The organism is Chryseobacterium echinoideorum, from assembly GCF_007474535.1.
In the GTDB taxonomy this organism is placed as follows: Bacteria; Bacteroidota; Bacteroidia; order Flavobacteriales; family Weeksellaceae; genus Chryseobacterium; species Chryseobacterium echinoideorum.
This window is the reverse complement of sequence record NZ_VKNW01000010.1, coordinates 84,780-106,143: the sequence shown is the minus strand read 5'-3', so window position 1 is coordinate 106,143 and position 21,364 is coordinate 84,780. Positions and strand designations below refer to the sequence as shown.

The window sequence follows — 21,364 nt, the reverse complement described above, 5'->3', positions numbered from 1 at the left end:
TTTCACCAATAATGAAACGGACTTTTTTATGTTTTTAAACTAGGATGAATAATTTTCTATTCTATTACTTGTTATTTCCCTTGGCAATTTCAAGATCATTTTTAAGTGTTGAATTTTCTTCCTTTAGCAATTGGTTTTGTTCTTTAAGCAGGGTTATATAATCGTCTAAATGATTAGGATATGAATAATATTGATTATAATTCCCTGAATTATCATTAAAAGTAGAATTATCGTTTTTAATTAAATTTTTTGGGCTTTCCTTCAGTTCCTCTACAGGAACTTCAAGTGCTTGTGCAATCTTCTCCCATTCATCATCGTATATCTTGGTTTCTCCACGTTCTTTTCGTGAATAATTAGAGGTATCTGTTGATAATATTTTTGCCATTTTTTCCTGGGATATGCCTTTTTGCTTTCTGATAGTTCTTAATTTTTCATGTATCATTGTGATTTTTGTACAAATATCTAAAATTTTGCTCAAATTAAACCAAAAAATTACAAAAAAAACGCAAATATTTCACGCCTGAAAATTAAAAATATTTTTCATCTTTGACCTATCAGTACTGATGAAAAAAGTTGATGAAGTACGTAATTCATTAGCAATATTTAAACTTAAATTTAACTATAATATTAATTATTATGAAAAAACAATTTTTTTTATTTTTAGCTCTATTGGTTTTTAGTTTTCACTATTGCGGTGATAATTTGCTTATTTATAAAAACGAACTCAAAGAGATTAAAATCAATACCGTAATTATACAGAAAAAGTATAATGATAAAGTGTATGATTTAAAAGTGTCTGTCGGAGAAGGTTTTTTAGGTAAAGTGACATCTTTTTCTGTGGAAGTTTTAGGGGGTGACAAAAGTTTAGAAAAATTATTTTCTGCTAATAAAGAAAATATAAGAACAAATCTTTTACAAATTATTTCATCTGCGAATTCTTTACGAGGTGGGGCATCGGGACCTGTGTTGACTATTGGTAATTGTGTTTCAAAATGTACAGCTAAATGGGATTGCTATAACAAACCTACTGAAGTGGGTACAGCATTATGTGCATTGGATTGTACTTTAGAATGTAGCGGAGCTTAACATGAAAAATACTTCCCTATTACTTTTGCTTTTTTTTAATTCTATTTTTTGTGCAAAAGGGCAATCATTTGTTGTTCAATATGCTTATTTCAAGCATGCAGAAAAAGACAGCACAAAAATAATTTCTCAGAATACGTTTTTGAATATTGAGGAAGATTATTCTACTTTTTTCAGTGAGGCACCTTATTTATGCGATTCTATTATGGCAGCAGATGAAAAACAAGGTAAGAAAATTAATTTTAAAGCCTTACCTGCTGATCTGCTTGGCTGCTTTATTAAAAAGAATGTATTAAATAAAGAAATTACTTATTATTCTGATGAATTTGATGAACATGAATTTAAGTATAACGAAAACCCCGAACTTAAGTGGAATATTAGTAAAGAAAATAAAGAGATTATGGGATTTCAGGTGCTTTCGGCAACTGTAATATATGCAGGCAGAAGCTATAAAGCTTATTTCACAGCAGAAATTCCAATTCAGGACGGACCATATAAATTTTTTGGATTACCCGGCTTAATTCTTGAAATTTTTGATGAAAAAATGGATCATCATTTTTTAGCAGTCGGTATTTCTAAAGAGAAAAAAATCTCTATTAACGACCGCATTACCAAAGGGAAGTATATTGAAACGACAAAAGAGAAATTTGTCGAAATGAGGAAGAGTCATGCTCAGGCACCCTTGAAAAGAATGTTTGAATTGATGAATACTCATCAAATTTATGAAAAAAAGGATGCAAATGGTAATATCGTTGATATGAAAAAAATGCTTGGCGAAACTCAAAAGAAAATGATCGAACAGTATAAAAGAGAAAACAAAATTGAACTTTAAAACAATCTAACATTATGAAAAAAAATATTTTAATGACACTGGCTTTTTTATTATTGGCATTTATAACAGTCAAAGCAAACAATAATGAAAAAGTAGGAAATGATAAGGAATATTTTAGCTCGTTCAAAAAAAATGAAGAGCCAAAGAATAAGAAATTCAATATCCTTAGTAAAAGCTCTGATCAGAAAGGAGATGCTTTTTATGTAATTTATAAAAAAAACTCAAAAGGAGAAGGCTTTTATTTTAAAGTTGTTTTAGATAAAAATGAAAAACCAATAGCAACATATTATGCAATTGAAGATAAAGAGATTTCTGAGAATACAGTTGCTAATCTAAAGAAACTTTTAACAGGTCCGGAAAATAGCATAGAAAGTTTGGCAGAAACACCTACACAATGTGTAACAAAATGTCATCGTACAAAAGGTTGTTATGATAAACCAACAACATCAGGCGTCTTACTTTGTTCTCTTGAATGCGGAGTTGAATGTGCATAGATGCAAGTGTGGAATCCTCTTTCTTTAAAGAGGATTTTTTTGTTATATAAAAAGTAGATGTTGAGTTTGATGATTCTTAAAATAATAACTTATATGAATAAAATCATTTTCTTTCTATGTTTTTTGTTATTATTTTCTTGTAAAACGAGAAAATATAATTATGTCAATTATTACAATAAAGTCAATAAGATTGATAGTATCTATCGTTTCAAGAATGATACGGTTGCTGCTTTAAACATGTATCATAAGCTATTTAAAAAGTATCGTCCCCACAATTCTTACCTTATTGATGAATACCAGACATATATTGTGCTGTCAGATAAATACCAAAAGGATTTCGGGGGTAAAGAAAGTCTGTATAAATTAATTCCTCTTGTTGCACCCAATTGGAAATATAACAGAATGGATAAAAATTTCTTTGCTTTGTATAAAAAGCATGGAATAGACAGTATCGAAATAGAAAACAAAATTGCCGACTGGAAAAAAGATTTGGATAAGAAGCTTGTAGATTCTTTCTCTGTAGCTTTTTACAGAAATCAAGAGTTCAGGACTCCGGTTTATAATAGTAAACTACAGGCAACAAATGATGAGAAAAACGCTGAACTGCTAATCAGAACATTTAACGAAGTAGGATTTCCGTCTCTACAAAAAATAGGACTTTGGGGCAATAACGGTATCTTTATGCCTATGGGGAATATGCTCAATCACATGGCAACAAGAGATACCCCAACTTATCTTTATTTTAAAGAGCAACTATTCAAATACTTGAAAAACGGAGAATGTACTCCGGAAGATTATGCAGCAATGATTGATAAGTACAATTTGATGACCAACGAAGACTCATACGGAACTTTTTCTAATGTACCAATTAAAGATTCAGCATTAGTAAATAGAAACCGAAAAAAAATAGGTATGCCAAGTCTAAGGCATAGTAGAAAAATTCATAAGGATTATTTCAAACGTTAAATATGATACTCATAATCTCTGAAAATAATGAAAGAACAACATACGGAATGAAAAAGGTTAGATGTTTCTAGACCGTTAAAGTGCGGTTATAATCCATATAATAATGAATGGGAAGAATGGAGTAAAAATCCTTTGAAGCAGAAGGCATTAAATTATTATGGACTATAATAAGCTAAAAATTTATCCTTATAAACATTTTTAAAACAAGATCCTCTTTCAAGAAAGGGGATTTTTATTAAGGCTTAGAACAAAAAAGTCAGCAATATTGAAATTGCTGACTTCTCTTTTATTTTAAAGTATTTCTTTTAAAAAATAACTTCATTCACCTCCTTTCCACGTTGGAAATTCATTGTTTTTAAATTTCCTTTGTAGGCAATATTCACTAAGTTAATCTGCTTAGGAAATGCGCTCAAAAGTATCGTGTTTTTGATTTTCAAACTGTTTATTTCAGAAACTCCGGATGTTTCAAAATAAACCCAAACTGTTTCTCCGCTCACCTGACTTCCCGTAAAAGTCAGATTTTTTGGAGCATCATTCACAAAAACGTCAAAATTGTTATTAACGTATTTTTTTACTTCCGCCTCAAATCCTGCTGTATTTCTATTGATTTTTATAGCATCGGAAATATGGCTTGTATTCATCTTTGTTGTAAACTTCAAAGTCTTGCTTCCGTCAATATAATCAACTTTAGTCATAGAAGAATAGAAGTCTGCAGCATTAAAACTCATCATTATGGTTAATGTAAGTACACTCAAAATATAGAATAATCTTTTCATCTCAATTGTTGGATTTTCAGCATATTGCTTAGTTATAGTAGGCTCAAATAATATGCCAATTAAAAATTCACGTTTACAGAATATTTATCATAGAATGCTTTGATGTGTGCTACTGCTTCATCAGCAGTATCTACCACGCGGTAAAGATCAAGATCGCCTTCAGAAATCATTCCTTCTTTAAGTAATGTTGCTTTGAACCAGTCTAGTAAACCGCTCCAAAATTCTGTGCCGACCAAAACAATCGGAAATCTTCCTATTTTGAGAGTCTGAATTAAAGTTATGGCTTCGGTAAGTTCGTCCAGAGTTCCAAATCCGCCCGGCATAACGATAAAGCCCTGCGAGTATTTCACAAACATTACTTTTCTTACAAAGAAGTAATCAAAATTCAGCGAATACATTTTGTTGATGTAAGGATTAAAATGCTGCTCAAAAGGCAGATCAATATTCAAGCCTATAGATTTTCCTTCTGCATTGTACGCCCCTTTATTACCTGCTTCCATAATCCCCGGTCCGCCTCCGGTGATCACGCCAAAACCGATTTTTGTAATTTTCTCTGCGATTTCTACCGCCATTTGATAGTATTTGCTCTCCGGCTTCAGCCTTGCAGAACCGAAAATTGAAACACACGGACCAATTTTCGCCATTTTTTCGTAGCCTTCAACAAATTCCGCCATTACTTTAAAAACCATCCAGCTGTCTTTGGTAATGGTTTCGTCCCAGGTTTTTTGTCTTAAACTGTTGTGCAGTTTAGTCTCATCAATCCGTAATTCTGTATTTTCTAAGCTTTCGTCTCTTGTATTTTTATTTTCCATCGTTCAGTTATTTAAAATATTTTTCAGCTTCCACAACAGATTCAGGTCTTCCGACATCTATCAAAATATTGCTGTGCACATATCCGTGAATTTTCTCGGTATTCATCAGATCCAGATATTCTTCCATTACAGAAAATTTTCCGGTTCTTTTAATCTTGTCAAAAATAATAGGATTAATGCAATGTACTCCGCTGAAAGCGAGGGGTTTGAATCCTTTGTTAAATTCTGCAAGACGCTGTTCGCCAGTTTGAACATTCAGCCAACCGCGTAAAACCAAATCCTCATTGAACAGTAATTTTCGTGAACTTTCTCTGTCTGAAACCGCTAAGGTAGCAAAATCTTTAATTTTTTTATGGTATTTAACAAATTCGTTGATATTGATATCCGTTAAAATATCAGCATTCATAATGAGAAAATCTTCACCATGATTCAGGAATTTTTTGGCAAAAACAAGACCGCCGCCCGTTTCAAGAAGTTCACCGGTTTCATCTGAAATTTCAATATTGCAGTTAAAATTATTATTTTCTTTCAGAAACTGAAAAATCTGATCTCCGAAATGATGAATATTAATCACAAAATCAGTAATCCCAAAGCTTTTGAGATAATTAATATTTCTTTCCAGAAGAGCCACGCCGTTTACCTTTGCTAAAGCTTTGGGGTGATAATCTGTAAATGGCTTGAGACGTGTTCCTTTTCCTGCTGCAAAAATTAATGCTTTCATTATTGATTGTTGATAAGTGATGAACGATGATTGACCATTAGATTTCTAAAATCATTTAATTTATCAATCATTATTGATGATTAAGTTGGTGCTGCTCGTCATGATGCAGGCTGATCTCAATTTTATCACCATACTTTTCTTCAATGAAATGAGTGATTTTTATGGCTGAATATACTGATCTGTGCTGTCCGCCTGTACATCCGAAATTGATCTGCAGGTTTTCGAAACCTCTTTCCAGATAATTATCAATCGTAATGGAAACCAGACTTTTAATAAGTTCTAAAAATTGGGGCATTTCTGTTTTGGTTTCCAGATATTCCTGTACTCCGATGTCATTTCCGGTCTGGATTTTATATTCTTCAACTCTTCCGGGATTCAAGATTCCCCGGCAATCGAAAGTAAATCCGCCTCCGTTTCCTGTTTCATCTTTTGGAATTCCTCCTTTTTTATAGGAAAAACTATGGATGTCTATGTGCAGCATATTTGTTGTTTAATAATTTTAATTTTTGACCATTAAGGTTTCTTCGTCATAAAGCTTCATTTTTTTATTCCTTAAATGTAACTTAATGGTTTAATATTTCTTTTATTTTAGATTTAGTTTTCTCTAAATTTAGTTGTTCAATTACTTTTTTAAGTTCAGGGAAATCGTTCATCATTTCCCAGCTTTGAGCAAGTTCTGTAATATTGTCTATCCCTTTTTCAATGCTTGAAATGAAATGCTGTTTCTTTTGAACTAATCCCCGAAAACCATAAGCTCCCAATACCTGAAGATATCTCATCATTTGAATTGGTTTTATCGAGTTTTTTAGTTGAGTTTGAATGCCCTTATTTTTAAACAATTGAATATAATATTCGAGCATTTTATTTTTAAAGTTTTCAGGTAAATTAGCTTTAGCCTGAAACAGGAACGAAATCACATCATACATCAGTGGACCTTTCATTGCCGACTGATAATCAATAAACGAAACTTCATTCTGGTTATTTACCATAATGTTTCTCGACTGAAAGTCACGAAGCATTAAACCTTTCGGTTCCAGACTTTCAATAAGGATAACAATTTTTTTAAATTCTTTCAGAAGTGATGATTTGTGATATTCAAGTTCCAAAATATCTGCAACAAAATTTTTGAAATAGTATAAATCATGCAGCACCGGTAATTCATCATAACGTTCGTATTCAAAAGTTTTGGCGAAGTCTATTTTGCCATCCGTTTTTGTCTGAAGTATAAAAAGTTTTTCCAGAGATTGCATTATAAGAGACTGTACATTTTCAGACATTCCTTGTTCCGCAATTATTTCAGATAATGTGTTTTTTCCCATAAATTCCTGAATATACATCGTCCGGTCTTCCGAAACTGCGTAAATTTTTGGAGTGTTGAGTTCTGATTGTGTAAAAACTTCCGAAAAATAGATAAAACTCTCATTCTCCCGGATGTTCTCATTATAAGTGATGATGGATGTGCCTGTTGAGTTTTCTGCTATAAAATTGACTCTCGCTGAACCGCTTTGCGCCAAAGAGACAAAGCGGGAAGATTTTTCATCATCATAATTTTCGAAGAATAATTTTGCGCGTTCTAATATCATAATACTGAAACAAATATACTAATTTGAATCCTAATTTTTATATTTGCATCATGCTAAAGGATTTTAAACCTGTTTTGGGAATTCTGTTACGCTTCATCATTATTTATCTGGTGTTGCTTTTTGCCTATCAGTTTTATCTGAACAGTTTTAAAGATTCGGGCTTAGATCCTTATTCTCGTATGATTGCGGATCACGTTCGGATTGTTCAGGAAGCTTTGGGTTTCAAAACATCATTTTATGATGATATTCCCAAACAGCAGATATGGTTTTATATCAGAACAACCGCCGTAAGCAGAATGGTAGAAGGCTGCAATGCAATATCTATTCTTATTTTGTTTTTAGCGTTTATTTTTGCTTTTTATAAAGGAACTAAAACTTTCGTTTTTGCAGGAATAAGTCTGATTTTACTTTATGTGATGAATGTACTTCGTATTGTAGGACTCAACGTCATTAATAGTGATTACAGCAGTTATGGAAAAATGGCTCACGATTATTTTTTTCCGGCGGTTATTTACGGAAGTGTGGTTATTTTGTGGCTGGTCTGGATTAAATTTTACGCTTTAAAAAATGAAAATTCTTAGCTGGTTTTTCGTTATTGTAGGATTTTGTGGTCTTGTAGGTGTGAGAATGCTTGAAGACAAGATCTTCTATGATCCTTTTCTGGAATATTTTCATAAGGCTGACCAGACTGTGGTATTTCCCGAATTTGTCTGGGGTAGGCTGATCACTCATTATATCTTCAGGTTTATTCTGAATCTGTTTTTTTCCTGTGTTATTGTTCAGTTTTTATTTAAAAATAAAGCATGGACTATGCAGGGAGCTGTATTGATTACGATAATTTTTCTGATTACCTTCCCGATATACTTATTCTGTATCCACAACCGTTTTGAAATAGGCTATCTTTTCTCTTTTTACATGAGACGGTTCGTCATTCAGCCGTTGATTCTTTTGCTGATTGTGCCGTTGTTTTATTATAGGAAGCAAATGTTGAAAAACAAAACTATCAACAGCTGAAATTTTTTTGAACGGAATTTACTTACTGCTTTCGCTTTTGTTCTTCCAGTATTCTACCTGCTCTTTCAGCTCTTTGATGCGTTCTTCATACTGCTCAATAAGCTTGTCCGGGAGGTTGTTGTTAATATAACCGTCGTTTCCGCCACTGATTTCGTTGTTCACAAAATTTATACATTCATCAGGTAATAAATCTGTAAAGCCTTTATCTAAAAATTTTGTAATCTTATCAATTGTATCTCTGACAGTATTGAGAAAATAGAACTATTAAAAAAAACAAATCCTCCGAATAATTTAGAGAGGATTTTTCTTACCGTATATATTTCTTCACTTCTTCAATAATATTCAAAATCAACTCCAAAGGCAAATCGGCACTTTCTTCAATTAAAAGGATTTTAAACTTTTTTCTTCCTTCACTAATGAGTTCAGGATAGTCCAGCCTATCGCCATGATAAAAGCTGATGTAATGTTTTTTATGCTTTTTGCTGAAATAAAAATAGCAGAGCATCTTCTTTTTATACTTGAAAAAAGGAAGACCAAAGCTGAATGTTTCGGTAATGTTTTCCGTATCAGATTCCAGAATTTTCTTTCTTAAAAACAAAAGAATACTTCTTTCAGGCTCACTGATTTTGTAGAAGTATTCTTGTATAGGATTCATTTTAATAAATAATCTTTAGTCAAAATTCTGAAGTTCCACCAATTTATGGTAAACACCTTTTTGAGCCATTAGCTCTTGATGACTTCCCTGTTCCACGATATCACCTTTTTCCATTACGACAATCCAGTCAGCTTTCTGAATGGTTGAAAGTCGGTGAGCAATAACCAGTGATGTACGGTTTTCCATCATTTTTTCCAAGGCATCCTGCACAAATTTTTCAGATTCTGTATCCAAAGCAGAAGTTGCTTCGTCTAAAATCATAATCGGCGGATTTTTAAGAACAGCTCTTGCGATAGAAACCCGTTGTTTCTGGCCACCGGAAAGTTTTCCGCCGTCATCTCCGATATTGGTTTCATAACTATTAGGAAGCTGTGAAATAAAAGTATCCGCATTCGCAATTTTAGCAGCGGCAATCACTTCATCTCTTGTCGCTTCGGGTTTCCCCATCAGAATATTATTGTAAACCGTATCGTTGAATAAAACAGATTCCTGAGTAACCATACCCAGAAGTTTTCTGTATTCTTTAAGTTTCAAGTGTTTGATATCCGTGTCATCTATTAAAATCTGACCTTCGGAAACATCATAAAATCTTGCAAGAAGATTGGCAATGGTAGTTTTTCCGCTTCCGCTTTGTCCGACAAGGGCAACTGTTTTTCCTTTAGGAATCGTAAGATTAAAGTTCTTTAAAATTAAATTAGATTTATCATAATAAAAACCGATGTCTTTAAACTCAATATGATTATTCAACGTAGAAATAGAGACAGGTTCTGCAATTTCCTCAATTTTTACATCAGCTTCCAGAATTTCCAGAACTCTTTTAAGTGAAGCTTCGCCTTTCTGTACATTAGAAATAGAAGAGGATAAGGTTTTTACCGGAGGTAATATCTGGAAGAAAATGCCTAGAAATACAAGAAAGTCTGCAGGAGAAATGCTTTTATCTACAATAATTTGCTTTCCGCCGTACCATGCAATAATCAGAAAAGTTACAGAACCCAGAAACTCGCTCATAGGAGAGGCTAATTCTTTCTTTCTTCCTAATCTGATAGAACTGTTGATCCACTTTTGCATAGAACCCATAAATCTGGAATTCATGATTTTCTCTGCACTAAAAATTTTTATCACCTTTGATGATTTCAAAGTCTCATCAACGATAGAAAATATGGTTCCCATTTCGTGTTGAGCTTCATGCGAATCTTTTTTCAGGCTTTTACCAATCAAAGCAATTAAAGTTCCCATTACAGGTAAAACCAAAAGAGAGAAAAGCGTCATTTCAGGACTTAACCAAAATAGGGTTATCAATGTGCTTATTAACATGAAAGGAGCATTGATGAGCTCAACTAAGCTTCCTAAAATATTCCCTTCTACATCACCTACATCATTCGACATCCGAGACATCATATCACCTTTTCGGCTGTCGGTAAAAAAGGAAACAGGCAACGATAATACTTTTCTGTACATTTCGCCTCTAAGATCTTTGGTAACTCCCACACGGTAATTAATCAAAAGAAAAGATCCTAAATATCTGAAGACATTTCTCAGAAAAAACATAAATGCAGTGACGATGCAAAGCCATGCCAGAACTTTAAGAGCTCCGTAATCGGAAACTAAAGTCTGAATATAATAGTTGGAATAGTCTTTGAGGTATGAAAACAAATCCAGAATATCACCTGAATAGACAGGGGCAGATTCATATTTCTCTGGTTTTATTGTACCAAACAGCATACCCAAAACAGGAAGAATTGTACCTAAAGAAGCAATCTGAAATACCGAATACAAGAGATTGAAAAACAAACTTCCGTAAATGTATTTTTGATGAGGTTTGGCGAATTTTAATATTTTTCTATATTCGTTCATTCAATAAAATTGGATAGCAAAATTACTTAAAATATAATGATTAGACGTTTTTAATCAAACTTTACTTTATTATTGTGTTTTGGAGTGAGGTTTTTCTCATGTTAATTTTCCTTAAGATTTATCTAATTCAAATATGTCGCAGCTTTCAGCAAATTGTTGCAGGTTGCTAGAAAATAAAAAGATATTTCAAAATGATCTATATTTTTTTTAAATTAAAAAAAAACAGCTCCTAAAAAAGAAGCTGTTCTCACTCAAAAAATCGTTGTTAGGCTATCGGAGTCTGTCTACAGATTTTACGAGCCTCTCATCTTTTCTGATAAAAATATTTGCTATCAGCAAACAAATTACCGAAACAGATGGAAAAACCGGCTCAATACCCTTCTCAGGAAAATCTATTCCTCCGGATAAATTTTGCAGCCAATACACCAAAATACCAATCAACAAAGCGTTTATAATCATGCTGAATGTATTGAGCATGATTTGTCTTTTTCTGTTTTTATAGCTGAATAAACTGAATGCTCCAACTAAAACAAGAACAATTGAAGCCGCATCAATTACGGGGAAACTTCCGAAAACCTCAACATCCTGTCCTGTTATATAGAGAAATACTGCACCTAAAACTGCGAGTAAAATCCAAACTGTTTGTATTCTTTGTAGCATAGAATTTAAAATTCAGAAGCAAAAATAATATAAATTTTGCACAATTCAAAAATAAGTGTAGATTTGCAATATACAATGTACTTGAAAACAAAAGTCACCGGACTTACTTTTCTTACTCACAATTAATTACATTTTTACATAAAATATGTTTAACATAGAAACGTTAAGGTCAAAATCCGTAACGGAATTGACTAAAATCTTGAAAGATTTGGGCGTGAAGGTTGCAAGAACAAGCAATGAAAACGACAAAATCTTTGCTATTTTAGATTTTCAGGCTTCCAATCCAAAAGTAACGAAAGAGTATTTTAACTCTACGGAAGTTTCTGAAAAGAAAGAAGAAGAACCTGCAGAAAAACCGGTAAAAACTACCTCCAGAAAAGCAACAGCCTCCAAAAGAACGACTAAAAAGACACCTCCGGAAGCTGAAATTGAAAAAAAGGAGACACAGGAAGTTCCGGAAAAGGAAATTAAAAATGAAGAAATCCCATCTCCTGAAGCAACTGAAGAGGATAAAGTAAAAGAGATTTCCGAAGAAAAACCTGCAAACGCACCCAAACCAAAAAGAAAAAGAGTTTCTGCCACACCCAAAACAGAAACCGAAATACAGGAGAAAACAGAAACTCCGGTGAATACAGATTCTCAGCCTGTTCAGCCAAAAGAAGAAAGACCGAAAAGACCACAAGGTCAGCCTCAGAATACAAAAGGTCAAAATCACCAAAATCCGAATAACGGAAATTCTCAGAACAGGAATCACAATAATAATCCGAATCAAAATCAAAATTCCGGTCAAAATCAAAATCCCAACCAGAACAGACATGCTGAAAAGCAGGAGGAAGCTGAACCAAGAAAAGAATTCAGTTTTGACGGAATGGTAAGTATTGAAGGGGTTCTGGAAATTTTACCGGATAATTACGGATTTTTGAGATCATCAGATTTCAGCTACATTTCTTCACCAGACGATGTGTATGTTTCTACTGCTCAGATCAGAAACTTCGGTTTAAAAACCGGAGATACCGTAAAAGGAATCGTACGTCTGCCTAAAGAAGGTGAAAAATATTTTTCTTTATTAAAACCTACTGAAGTTAACGGACGTGATTTAGCTTTCATCAAAGATAGAGTTGCGTTTGAATATCTTACGCCGCTTTTTCCTGAAGAGAAATTTAATTTAGCAGGAAATAATTCCACTATCTCTACAAGAATAGTTGATCTTTTTGCCCCTATTGGTAAAGGTCAGAGAGCAATGATCGTTGCACAGCCCAAAACCGGTAAAACTATGTTGCTGAAAGATATTGCCAATTCTATTGCTGCCAATCATCCTGAGGTTTATATGATGGTTCTTCTGATTGATGAACGTCCTGAAGAAGTAACCGATATGGAAAGAAGCGTAAATGCAGAAGTAATTGCTTCTACCTTTGATGAAGCTGCCGATAAACATGTGAAAGTAGCGAATCTTGTTTTGGCAAAAGCCCAAAGAATGGTAGAGTGCGGACATGATGTGGTAATTCTTCTGGATTCTATTACAAGATTGGCAAGAGCTTACAATACGGTAACTCCTGCTTCCGGAAAAGTGCTTTCCGGTGGGGTTGATGCCAATGCGCTTCATAAACCGAAAAGATTTTTTGGAGCAGCAAGGAAAATTGAAGGTGGTGGATCTTTAACCATCATTGCAACGGCTCTAATTGATACCGGTTCTAAAATGGATGAAGTTATTTTTGAAGAATTCAAAGGTACAGGAAACATGGAACTTCAACTGGACAGAAAAATTGCCAACAGACGGATTTATCCTGCGATTGATCTCGTAGCTTCCAGTACGCGTAGAGATGATCTGTTGATGGATGATGTCACTACCCAGAGAATGTGGATTCTAAGAAAGTATCTTTCTGAAATGAATCCTGTGGAAGCAATGGAATTTGTGAATAAAAATATCAGAGGAACTTTAAATAACGAAGAGTTTTTGATGTCGATGAACAAATAAGACTTTTAATTATAAAAACTAAAGCAGTCAAATTTTTGGCTGCTTTAGTTTTTGTTATTGTCAATGTTAAAGATTTATTAAAATAATCCCGTTTTTTTGAACTTGGCTTGAATATTGGCTAAATTTACATATTAACATTAAAAACAAAATTATGTCATTTGAATTACCAAAATTAGGATACGCTTACGATGCTTTAGAACCAACAATTGATGCAAAAACAATGGAGATACACCATTCTAAGCATCATCAGGCTTATGTAGATAATTTAAACAAAGCCATTGAAGGAACCGATCTCGAAGGTCAGTCTATTGAAGATATTTGTAAGAACGGTTCTGAAAAACCGGCTGTGAGAAACAATGGAGGCGGTCATTTTAATCATACATTATTCTGGGAGATTTTAACTCCGGGTGGTAGTAAAGAGCCTGTAGGAAGTGTAAAAGCTGCTATCGAAAACTACGGTGGTTTTGAAAAATTCAAAAATGATTTTTCTGATGCTGCCAAAACAAGATTCGGTTCAGGATGGGCTTGGCTGGTAAAAAATGAAGACGGATCTGTTTCTGTAACCTCTACTCCAAATCAGGATAACCCACTAATGCCGGTTGCTGATGTAAAAGGAACTCCGGTTTTAGGATTAGACGTTTGGGAGCACGCTTATTATTTAAACTATCAAAACAGAAGACCTGATTATGTAACAGCATTTTTCGATGTAGTGAATTGGGATAAAGTTGAGGAATTATTTAATAAATAATCTTCAGTTTATATAATTAAAAAGGTTCAGAATTTTCTGAACCTTTTTTGTTGTTATTTTTTTATTATTTTTTCTATAAAGTTTTCATTATCAGACATTATCTTTACCATGTAGGCAGCTGATGGTAAAGATTGGATATTTATCAAAAGTTCTTTTTCGTTTTTAAATAATTTTTGATTTACAATTTTCCCATTCATATTAATAATTTGTAATGAACCTGACTTTGTATTATTAAATATAATCTTAAATATGCCATTATTGGGATTAGGGGATATCTGAGATGTTTTTTGTAGTGTAATATTTTCTTTTGATATAGATTTCAAATTATTAGGATCAGCATCTGGATCAAAATAATAATATTCATCGTTACTATTTTTTTCCCTATTAGTAATAATTGTAGAGCATCCTTCAATATAAGCATGAAATTGTGAACCTGCTTTTGCGTGAAAATTAGGTTTCAAGGAAACATAATTGCCAGCATGATAGACCGCAGTAGCTCCATTATGAATAATATTGTTTGCCGTAATACTGTTTGCTGCTGCTTGAATATCTACAGATGAAGGAACGACTTCTGTGGTAATATCTAAATTGTCAGAACAGCAAAACTTAATGTCAAACGGAACTCCTGTAGCAGAATTATTAGCAAAAATGGTCTGAGTTGAACTTCCATTAGAATATGTTAATGATATTAATAAATTATATTCACCCGATTGCGGATTTGTAAGGTCTGTTTGATTAATATTAAATTCAAACTGATTGGCGAAAGGATAGGTTACTGTAGCTGTTGTGGGGTAGTTGATGCCTGTTAATGTATTTACCAAAGATATTTGAAAATTAGTAACAGTTGTACCCGATGGAACAAAATAATTTCCTGAAACATTTAGTGGATATGAAATTTCTTTACACGAATGAGGTTCGTATAAAAACTGAATACTTCCGGTTCCAATAATGCAAATATTATTTGTAAGGTTTAATAGTTCAGTGTTAGTTAATATAAAGTTTGTTTTATTTAAGTATAATCTGGGAAATTGCCCATTATCTGGATCTGCAGGATATAGCTCAATGTTTGACCCCATATATGTTCCTCCCAGACTTGCTATACTTGCTGCGGTAGCTTGAGCAATATTACTACTATTTATATGAACTACTACAAATTGAGCATTTCTATTATTTTTGAAATCTGTAAAATTTGTGAAAGCATTGTTGTTTCCAATAGATGGAGGAGGGTTACCAAATCTAACTAAAAACGATCCACCGGTTATATCTCCGGATGCTCTTTCTGCATCTGTAAAAAGAAATATTATTAAAGGTCTAGTAGATATTGTATTTAAGGTAGTTTGGGGACTAACTATATTAAGATTTGAAATATGGTCAATGGCATTTCCTATTAATCCTATAGCTTCATGAAAATGATCGCCATTAAATAATCTTCTTGTGAAATTTTGTGCTGTTGCTATATTATTTGTAAAATCTGATTCTATGTAAATTCTAGGTACGTATGTTGGAAAGACCGGATTATTTAACTTATTTGTGCCATAATGAACAACTGAAACTCTATTATTTGGGTTGCAATTAAGTACTCCAGCTATAAGGTTATTTGTAGAAGTCGTCATGTCATTAAATTCTGTAAAATCAATAGAAGCACTATTATCAAGACAAATAATAATGTCGCTTCCCAATCCTGTTTGTGAATATGTAATATTCCCCATACAGAATGTTGTGAGAAGACTTAGAATAAAATATATGTTAGTTTTCATATTATTATTTGTTTTTGCTCTCTAGAATTTCAATTCTCTTCTGCTGTTCTTTAATCAACTTATTCTGTTCAATCGTATAAAGAGTCAATTCTTCAATTTTCTGCAAAAGTTTAATTTGAAATTCACCTACATTTACACCTTCTTTTTCCATTTCTTTAGCAGAAGCAATTTCAGGTAAATGCTTTTTTTCTTTAATGTGCTTCTCTATATCTTCTAATTTTGGAAGATTATAAGATTCTTCAAACACAAAATCTGCGGTAGGGGTCAGGGTTACTTTTATTTCTTTGGCTTCAAATTTTCCCTGAAGGTAAGCATTGCCATTTGTGTTAATAAAAAATTTAGGATTGGATTCACCTCCTGTAAATATTCTTACCCCTTTAAATGCAGCCATCCATAGTTCTGCACCGCCAGATACTGATGGAGATAAGATTCCATAATGTGGCATAGATACAGTACCAGTAAGTGCAGGAACATCAGATGCTGTAACATTAAATCTAGTGTCATCTTGAAGGCTTATTGCAGAACCTCCAATTGCATAAATGTCACCATTTACCGTCAGTCTTCTTGCAGGGTTTAGAGTGTTAATGCCGACATTTCCTAAACGATCAATTCTAATTCTTTCCTGGGTACCTGTAGATAAGCTTACACCAAAATATCCGGAAAGATTGATACCTGGACCTTGGTCATTCTGAACTCCTGTAGGATATATTCCTAATAAAGATAAACCGTAATTTGAAATACCATTCGTTTTATCGGTAGTATTAAATCCGATATTCAGAATTGAGTTTTGCGGTAAATTCCAGCCTGTAGAATTTATATCTCCATTAACATGTAGTTTGGAATTTGGTGAAGATATACCTATGCCTACATTTTCTGTTGATGGGTTGGAAGTGATAGGTGCGCCATTTGGAGAAAATAGTTGCGCAGATAATGCAGTTGAAGCTAAAAAGGCTAAGGCTACAATTTGTTTTTTCATAGTTGTTTATTTATTAAGATTAGATTAATACGTGTTCTTATCACTCTTTTTATAATGTTGTTTATAAAAGAGTAAGAAACTTATAAGGTTGACAGCTTTTTAGGCTTGAAGTATTAGTTTAAGTAATTCGAATTGAATATACGAATGTGTGTAAACGAATATGTCATGGTGTAATAAATTTGAGTTTATATTAGTCTTTGAAACAAATATAGCAAAATTTTATTACGAAAATATTTTTTCTGAGATCAGAAGGTTGGAGTTTATATGTATCGGAGCTTGTCTGTATCTTACAGTAGATCTTAATCTTTTCTATTGTTGTTTATATTTACTTAATATTTGTATAGCTTTTAAAATAATTATCCAATTCAATCAAATTTAATATAATTTAGTTTACATTATTTAATCAATCATCGAAATAAAAGATGAAATTTAATTTCCTGAAAGTTAGTATTATAAATGCTTTGCTGCTGTTTTAGAGAAAAAATATTTGCCAGATATTATTTTTCATTTTATATTTGCACCACTTAAAAACAATGACATTCCTCCTTAGCTCAGTTGGTTAGAGCATCTGACTGTTAATCAGAGGGTCGCTGGTTCGAGCCCAGCAGGAGGAGCTAATTAAGATCAGGCACTTACAGAAATGTAGGTGTTTTTTTTATTTTTGGCTGCAACTTTTGTACAACATTTTAGATCAGTTTCAAAACCTCCAAGTGACTAGTGTGTCTTCTGCTCCAAGTTGAGATTATCTTACCAAATTCTGTAAGAAGGATTAAAAATGAACTCCGATTGGTTTTCCATCGGAGTTTTATGTGGTATGTTAAATGAAGATACGTTATACCCGTGGTGCATTTGGGTTAGCTTAAATAAAAGTTGTGCAAGCTGCTAGAAAGCAGTAAATTGTAGTTACCACACAGACAATTCAATGCACAACTTTACGGCAAATTACGAGAAAATTTTAGAAGAATTGAAGAAATTAGAATTAGATAGCGAGAATTTTTTATTTCAGATACGAAAACCCAAGTTAACGGATTTAAGGATAATCGCAATAAATCTGACTTCTGAATATATGAGTATCGATAGTGAGCATCAGCCTTTCAGAATCTTACCTGCTGAAATCAAATCACTTATCGAACGGAGCGTTTACAATAGAAGAAAAAGGAAGCTGTTTGACCATATGGAACGGATTAGAAAATTATTGGCGGAAAGGTTTAATGGGTCTGAAAAGTATTTTGTTGTAGACAGCATGCCATTAGAGGTCTGCAAATTATCAAGAAGTTCACGTAGTAGAATATGTAAAGAAACAGATTATGCGCTGCCAAACAGAGGTTATTGTGCTTCACAGAAAATGCATTACTATGGCTATAAACTTCATGCGGTTTGCTCAACAGAAGGAGTATTTCAGAGTTTGGATATTAGCCCTGCCTCGGTGCATGATATTCATTTTCTGAAAGATATAAAGCAACAAATTGAAAATTGTACAATCTTGGGTGATAAAGGATATTTGTCTGCGGAATACCAATTAGACTTGTTTACATCACATAATATAAAGCTGGAAGTTCCAATGAGAAAGAATCAAAAAAATTATAAAATTCAGCCTCACATAATACGGAAGTCCAGAAAGAGGATAGAAACTTTATTCTCTCAACTTTGTGATCAGTTTATGATCAGAAGAAATTACGCCAAAAGTTTTTTAGGTTTTAAAACGAGGATACTCTCAAAAATAGTAACGCTTACTATGATTCAAACAATAAATAGAAATGCAAATAGGAATATCAATAATTTAAAAATCAATATTACCTAAATGCACTACGGGTATGTTATATAAAAATTTAATTTTATAAATATTATGCAAAAAATCACAATTTTATTTGCTTGAAATAAAAAATGTTTTAATTTTACAATCAAAGGAGAAGTCAAACAATTGAATTTATAACCCATGAGGTACCACGATACAGGCCCAGTAATCCTGTCTTCTCCTTCTTTTTTAATTGAAACTATTATAACGATCACAAAAGATGAATAGAAAAAAATTTCTATCCTTAGCTTCTATGGGGATTTTTACACTACTCTTTCCGAGTATTTTATTTTCTAAAAACAGATCTGAATATCAAAATAACAATGTAAATGTGCTATTAAAACAGGCTGCAAGTCTTAGAAAGCAAAAAAAATATAATCAAGCTAGGCAGATATATCAACAGATTATTTCTCAGTTTCCGAATGAAATACGAGCATATGATGGAATGAGAAAAGTTATATTGTCTCAAAAGAACAAAGAATGGCAAGTTATTCTTCTTTTTAAGGGTGCTCTTTTGCAGAATCCGAATAATGTAGAACTTAAACAAAGGTTATATAATGAATATTTTAGAGCTTGTTTGGGTAATAAAAAGGTCAAGAATCTTGTAAACTTTAATGGTCGTTTACTTTCTGAAGTAAAACAAAAATATGAAACATTTGTAAATAACCATCCTAACAACATAAATGTTCAAAAGCAGTATGCGAAAATTATCCGGCTTTTAGATGCAAATGCGGACACGCAAAATCCTAAGCAAAATACCGCATTAAAAAATTATAGAAAATTAGAACAAAAAAAGTTTAAGAAAAGATTCTCCGAAGATACTGTTAGTCAATTAGAGGTAAGATTAAATAAATTAATTACCAAGCCTTATTCAAAGGATCGGAAACCTCATATCCGGGAACTTTATAAACTTTCATTTCAGAAACTAAGAAAACAGAAAAATAATACTGAGGCTCTCAATAAAGCTGTAAATTATTTTAATACAGTAGAAAAAAATGATCCCTTATTCTTAAAGTATATTCGGGATATGGCAAAACTTCAGAAAAATTATGATGTTCTTATTACCATTGAAACCCAAAATCATACAATTAAAAATAATTTTGGTCCGCTTTGTCTCTTTTAGATGTGTATATAAGATGCTTATATTCATGATATAGAGTTTTATGATGTAGAAAATAATTATTTTAATTCATTATCTTATATGTCCTCAGATTTCAATTGTAATAAAAACTGTTTTGGGAAGCTAAAAAAAATAAAAAGAGGTGAAATTGTTGATTATTACATTGATATTAGAGAGCATTTTCCTTTTTCAAACAAAGGTAAATATAGATTTAAAATATCATTCAATACATATTTATTTAGTAGTTGCGCAGATTATAGCCCTGAATATTGGTTTTATTATGATGTAGAATAATATACTATAGCTTATATAGAATGTTGCGTTTTCTTCATCAATAGCTGGAGGTAAATTTTGGGATGGCTGGCTCCCTATTAACCCAATAAAAAAACAGAGGGTTTTGAGAAACAACCAAGCTTCTGAAAAGAAGACAGTTACAAAAGTTAAAACAATGTAAGAGATTCTATATCAAAGCATTCGAAAATTCGAATGCTTTGGTGCAGAATTCAAATGATTCTTTTTAGAAAGAATTTATAAGAAAAAAGGATATTTGAACATCTGATTTTTCAGAATGTTTTAAAAGAGAAAATGATCTTTGATATTTTAGAGAAAAAAAAGGTGAATTCTGGAAAGATTAAAAGATAAACATTCTATAGTATCATTCTTTGGATTACGCAGAAATTTTACAGCAGAAATTGCGGTTTTCTTCCAACCTCTGTTGATTAGAATTTTCTAAAACCAGTTTGAAGTTTGCCAGTTCAGGATTATTATGAACTTCATTTGGAGTGTAAATCTTGTGTTTGTAACAAGGTCGGTTAAAATTGTAATCCTCAATAAAGAATTTTAGCTCCTGATAAATGGTTGTAGACAATATTTCTTTGAAGCGGAAGTAATAGGATTTCATAATCTTGTAAGGTCCCTCCACAATGGAATTAGAAAAAGTAACATCTTTCAAAGCGATCTTTTTACTGATGTTGACGTGGCAATTTTTAATAAATTCAGCAATCGTTTTGTTATTGTTTTCACTTCCGCCATCTACAATAAGTTCAAGATTTTGATCTTTGAGATCTACATCAAATTCATTTTTGATGGCTTGCTTTACGGTTTCCATTCTGATCTTCGAGCATTTCTTGGTAGAAATATCCCAAGACAGAATCTTTCGAGAAAAGTTGTCGACCACGGTGTAAATGTAGAAGGTAATATTATCCAAAGTTTTATATTGGGAAATATCCATATGCCAAGTCTCATTCGGTCGTTTTGCATTATAAGATCCTTTCTTTCTTGGTTTCTTCTTAGGTTTTCTGACTTCGGAATATCCGAGCTTTCTAGTGTATTTGTACCAAGTTGACTCCGCCATAGATACTACTCCATCCCGAATTGCCTTTCCCCAAATGGAACGAATGCACCATGTTTTGTGTTTGCTCAGATTCATATATTTTTTGAGGATGGAAATTTCTCTGTTAGAAATCTGCTTGGGTCATCTTTTGAAGCATTGTCCGACCAGTGAAGTGTTACAAGCGAATTTCCTATCACTTAACCAAAATGA

23 protein-coding genes and 1 tRNA gene are annotated in these 21,364 nt (G+C 32.6%); 11 read left to right on the top strand and 13 right to left on the bottom strand.

Annotation, left to right across the window (positions count from 1 at the left end):
* Window positions 1-64: 64 nt before the first annotated feature.
* A complete protein-coding gene (locus tag FOL89_RS13780; RefSeq protein ID WP_144283380.1) occupies window positions 65-442 on the bottom strand; it encodes a helix-turn-helix domain-containing protein in 378 nt (125 codons plus the stop codon).
* Between the two features lie 194 nt (window positions 443-636).
* Between FOL89_RS13780 and FOL89_RS13775 the strand changes: the two genes are divergently transcribed.
* The 4 genes from FOL89_RS13775 (at window position 637) to FOL89_RS13760 (ending at window position 3,375) form a co-directional block, all read left to right on the top strand.
* Window positions 637-1,086, top strand: coding sequence for a hypothetical protein (locus FOL89_RS13775; protein WP_144283379.1), 450 nt, complete (start codon window positions 637-639; stop codon window positions 1,084-1,086).
* 1 nt (window position 1,087) lies between these two features.
* The gene (locus tag FOL89_RS13770) at window positions 1,088-1,915 is read left to right on the top strand and encodes a GLPGLI family protein (RefSeq protein ID WP_144283378.1); all 828 of its coding nucleotides are present in this window, start codon (window positions 1,088-1,090) and stop codon (window positions 1,913-1,915) included.
* A gap of 14 nt (window positions 1,916-1,929) precedes the next feature.
* Window positions 1,930-2,409 (top strand): hypothetical protein, encoded by a 480-nt coding sequence (locus tag FOL89_RS13765; RefSeq protein WP_144283377.1) that lies wholly within the window; start codon window positions 1,930-1,932, stop codon window positions 2,407-2,409.
* Between the two features lie 93 nt (window positions 2,410-2,502).
* On the top strand, window positions 2,503-3,375 hold the full coding sequence (locus FOL89_RS13760) for a hypothetical protein (RefSeq protein ID WP_228444923.1): 873 nt from the start codon (window positions 2,503-2,505) through the stop codon (window positions 3,373-3,375).
* A gap of 305 nt (window positions 3,376-3,680) precedes the next feature.
* Here the strand turns inward: FOL89_RS13760 and FOL89_RS13750 are convergent, their stop codons facing one another.
* From FOL89_RS13750 to FOL89_RS13730, 5 genes are all read right to left on the bottom strand, one after another.
* Window positions 3,681-4,151: a DUF6702 family protein gene (locus tag FOL89_RS13750; RefSeq protein ID WP_144283375.1), complete on the bottom strand. Its 471-nt coding sequence runs from the start codon at window positions 4,149-4,151 to the stop codon at window positions 3,681-3,683.
* A gap of 59 nt (window positions 4,152-4,210) precedes the next feature.
* Window positions 4,211-4,963, bottom strand: coding sequence for an LOG family protein (locus FOL89_RS13745; protein ID WP_144283374.1), 753 nt, complete (start codon window positions 4,961-4,963; stop codon window positions 4,211-4,213).
* Window positions 4,964-4,970: 7 nt separating this feature from the next.
* The gene (locus FOL89_RS13740; protein WP_144283373.1) at window positions 4,971-5,684 is read right to left on the bottom strand and encodes a nucleotidyltransferase family protein; all 714 of its coding nucleotides are present in this window, start codon (window positions 5,682-5,684) and stop codon (window positions 4,971-4,973) included.
* Window positions 5,685-5,754: 70 nt separating this feature from the next.
* Window positions 5,755-6,165, bottom strand: coding sequence for a RapZ C-terminal domain-containing protein (locus FOL89_RS13735; RefSeq protein ID WP_144283372.1), 411 nt, complete (start codon window positions 6,163-6,165; stop codon window positions 5,755-5,757).
* An 82-nt stretch (window positions 6,166-6,247) separates the two neighbouring features.
* On the bottom strand, window positions 6,248-7,267 hold the full coding sequence (locus FOL89_RS13730; protein ID WP_144283371.1) for an aminoglycoside phosphotransferase family protein: 1,020 nt from the start codon (window positions 7,265-7,267) through the stop codon (window positions 6,248-6,250).
* Window positions 7,268-7,317: 50 nt separating this feature from the next.
* Here FOL89_RS13730 and xrtF point away from each other — a divergent pair, with 50 nt between their 5' ends.
* Both xrtF and FOL89_RS13720 read left to right on the top strand, forming a co-directional pair.
* A complete protein-coding gene (gene xrtF / locus FOL89_RS13725) occupies window positions 7,318-7,848 on the top strand; it encodes an exosortase family protein XrtF (RefSeq protein WP_144283370.1) in 531 nt (176 codons plus the stop codon).
* Window positions 7,835-8,281, top strand: a complete 447-nt coding sequence (locus FOL89_RS13720) for an exosortase F system-associated membrane protein (RefSeq protein ID WP_144283369.1) — start codon at window positions 7,835-7,837, stop codon at window positions 8,279-8,281. Before xrtF ends, FOL89_RS13720 begins: the two co-directional genes overlap by 14 nt.
* 18 nt (window positions 8,282-8,299) lie before the next feature.
* Here FOL89_RS13720 and FOL89_RS17595 read toward each other — a convergent pair whose 3' ends face one another.
* The 4 genes from FOL89_RS17595 to FOL89_RS13705 form a co-directional block, all read right to left on the bottom strand.
* The gene (locus FOL89_RS17595; protein WP_185146983.1) at window positions 8,300-8,443 is read right to left on the bottom strand and encodes a hypothetical protein; all 144 of its coding nucleotides are present in this window, start codon (window positions 8,441-8,443) and stop codon (window positions 8,300-8,302) included.
* 145 nt (window positions 8,444-8,588) lie between these two features.
* Complete coding sequence (locus tag FOL89_RS13715) at window positions 8,589-8,936, bottom strand: DUF1801 domain-containing protein (protein ID WP_144283368.1); 348 nt, start codon at window positions 8,934-8,936, stop codon at window positions 8,589-8,591.
* Window positions 8,937-8,951: 15 nt separating this feature from the next.
* Window positions 8,952-10,790, bottom strand: coding sequence for an ABC transporter ATP-binding protein (locus FOL89_RS13710; protein WP_144283367.1), 1,839 nt, complete (start codon window positions 10,788-10,790; stop codon window positions 8,952-8,954).
* A gap of 270 nt (window positions 10,791-11,060) precedes the next feature.
* Window positions 11,061-11,450, bottom strand: a complete 390-nt coding sequence (locus FOL89_RS13705) for a DUF4293 domain-containing protein (protein ID WP_144283366.1) — start codon at window positions 11,448-11,450, stop codon at window positions 11,061-11,063.
* 145 nt (window positions 11,451-11,595) lie between these two features.
* Between FOL89_RS13705 and rho the strand changes: the two genes are divergently transcribed.
* Window positions 11,596-13,425 carry a transcription termination factor Rho gene (gene rho, locus FOL89_RS13700; protein WP_144283365.1) on the top strand — a complete coding sequence of 610 codons (1,830 nt, stop codon included), beginning with the start codon at window positions 11,596-11,598 and terminating at the stop codon, window positions 13,423-13,425.
* 151 nt (window positions 13,426-13,576) lie between these two features.
* Window positions 13,577-14,173 carry a superoxide dismutase gene (locus FOL89_RS13695; RefSeq protein ID WP_144283364.1) on the top strand — a complete coding sequence of 199 codons (597 nt, stop codon included), beginning with the start codon at window positions 13,577-13,579 and terminating at the stop codon, window positions 14,171-14,173.
* Between the two features lie 53 nt (window positions 14,174-14,226).
* Here the strand turns inward: FOL89_RS13695 and FOL89_RS13690 are convergent, their stop codons facing one another.
* Together FOL89_RS13690 and FOL89_RS17725 are read right to left on the bottom strand one after the other, a co-directional pair.
* Window positions 14,227-15,882, bottom strand: a complete 1,656-nt coding sequence (locus FOL89_RS13690; protein WP_185146982.1) for a 3-coathanger stack domain-containing protein — start codon at window positions 15,880-15,882, stop codon at window positions 14,227-14,229.
* 52 nt (window positions 15,883-15,934) lie between these two features.
* Window positions 15,935-16,906, bottom strand: a complete 972-nt coding sequence (locus FOL89_RS17725) for a hypothetical protein (RefSeq protein ID WP_228444922.1) — start codon at window positions 16,904-16,906, stop codon at window positions 15,935-15,937.
* 540 nt (window positions 16,907-17,446) lie between these two features.
* Between FOL89_RS17725 and FOL89_RS13680 the strand changes: the two genes are divergently transcribed.
* From FOL89_RS13680 to FOL89_RS13670, 3 genes are all read left to right on the top strand, one after another.
* Window positions 17,447-17,520: transfer RNA gene (locus tag FOL89_RS13680), tRNA-Asn, on the top strand.
* A gap of 308 nt (window positions 17,521-17,828) precedes the next feature.
* Window positions 17,829-18,707: an IS982 family transposase gene (locus FOL89_RS13675; RefSeq protein WP_144283362.1), complete on the top strand. Its 879-nt coding sequence runs from the start codon at window positions 17,829-17,831 to the stop codon at window positions 18,705-18,707.
* Between the two features lie 214 nt (window positions 18,708-18,921).
* The gene (locus FOL89_RS13670; protein ID WP_144283361.1) at window positions 18,922-19,824 is read left to right on the top strand and encodes a tetratricopeptide repeat protein; all 903 of its coding nucleotides are present in this window, start codon (window positions 18,922-18,924) and stop codon (window positions 19,822-19,824) included.
* 664 nt (window positions 19,825-20,488) lie between these two features.
* Here FOL89_RS13670 and FOL89_RS13665 read toward each other — a convergent pair.
* Complete coding sequence (locus FOL89_RS13665) at window positions 20,489-21,250, bottom strand: DDE-type integrase/transposase/recombinase (RefSeq protein WP_144283360.1); 762 nt, start codon at window positions 21,248-21,250, stop codon at window positions 20,489-20,491.
* Between the last annotated feature and the right edge of the window lie 114 nt (window positions 21,251-21,364).